2 protein-coding genes are annotated in these 1,364 nt (G+C 58.1%); both read left to right on the top strand.

Annotated elements, in window-relative coordinates; translation table 11 throughout:
- Nucleotides 1-387, top strand: a 387-nt coding sequence (locus B2W52_RS05015) for a class II fructose-bisphosphate aldolase (RefSeq protein WP_286801726.1), incomplete at its 5' end; no start/stop codon positions are given.
- Between the two features lie 154 nt (nucleotides 388-541).
- The coding region (locus B2W52_RS05010) for a DnaJ C-terminal domain-containing protein (protein ID WP_286801723.1) at nucleotides 542-1,364 on the top strand (823 nt) is incomplete at its 3' end.

The raw sequence follows: 1,364 nt of genomic DNA, 5'->3' as shown, positions 1-1,364 counted from the left end.
ACCCACCTGGTTATGCACGGCTCCAGCTCCGTACCCCAGGAGTGGCTGAAGATCATCAACGAATACGGTGGTGAGATTCCGGAAACCTATGGTGTGCCGGTCGAAGAAATTGTAGAGGGCATCAAGCACGGCGTGCGCAAGGTCAACATTGATACCGACCTGCGTCTGGCCAGCACCGGCGCGGTCCGTCGCTTCCTGGCTGAAAACCCGGCCGAGTTCGACCCGCGCAAATTCCTCAAGGAAACCATGAAGGCCATGACCGACGTATGCGTGGCGCGTTACGAAGCCTTTGGTTGTGCCGGCAACGCCAGCAAAATCAAGCCGGTGAACCTTGAACGCATGTTCGAGCGTTACGCCTCCGGTGAGCTGGATCCGAAAGTTAAGTAAGTTATGTTATTCATTTGGGGCGGATCTCCGCCCCAAATGCCTGACCCACCTCAAGTACGAACGACCTTCCCCTTGTAATTTCCCCAATCTCATCAAATATAGTGGTTAGTAAGCGGGCGTACGCCCAGCAGAATAACCAGTGGTGAGGATCCTGATGGACTTCAAAGACTATTACGCCGTGCTCGGTGTGAGTGAGTCTGCCTCCGCCGAGGAGATAAAAAAAGCCTACCGAAAGCTGGCACGGAAATACCATCCGGATGTCAGTAAGGAAGAGGACGCCGACACCAAATTCAAGGAAGTGGGTGAAGCCTACGAAGTACTGAAAGATCCCGAGAAGCGCGCGGAGTACGACCAGCTGCGTAAATACGGCGCCAGGGCGGATGGTTCTTTCGAGCCGCCTCCGGGCTGGCAAAGCGGTGCCGGTTTCGGTGGCGGAGGTTATACCGATGCCGACGCGCGCCAGTTCAGCGACTTCTTCGAGGAGATATTCGGAGGTGGTCGCCAGGGCGGTTTCTCCGGGGGCCACGGTGGTGGCGGTTTCCGCCAGAACATGAGAATGCGCGGTGAGGATGTGCATGCGAGGCTCGCCCTGTTCCTCGAAGAAGCGTTTCACGGCTGTGAAAAGCAGGTTTCTTTTGCGGTACATGAGGCCGATGAGCATGGCCGGGTGATGCCGCGGCAAAAGACCCTGAAAGTGAAGATTCCCGCAGGCATGCGCGAGGGCCAGCATATTCGCCTCAAAGGCCAGGGGGCGCCGGGCTTTGGTGGCGGAGAACCAGGCGATCTGTTCATTGAAGTGGAGCTGGCACCCCACCCGCATTTCACGGTGGAGGGCCGGGACGTATTGGTCACGGTTCCGATCGCCCCCTGGGAGGCCGCTCTGGGGGCAACGGTGACCGTGCCAACGATTGGCTCAAAGGTGAATGTGAAGGTGCCGAAGGGCTCCACCAGTGGACGGAAGCTGCGCCTCAAGGGTA

Source organism: Marinobacter sp. UBA2498 (assembly GCF_002341575.1).
Lineage (GTDB): Bacteria > Pseudomonadota > Gammaproteobacteria > Pseudomonadales > Oleiphilaceae > Marinobacter > Marinobacter manganoxydans.
The sequence above is the reverse complement of the archived record's forward strand: the minus strand, read 5'-3'. Positions and strand labels throughout refer to the sequence as shown.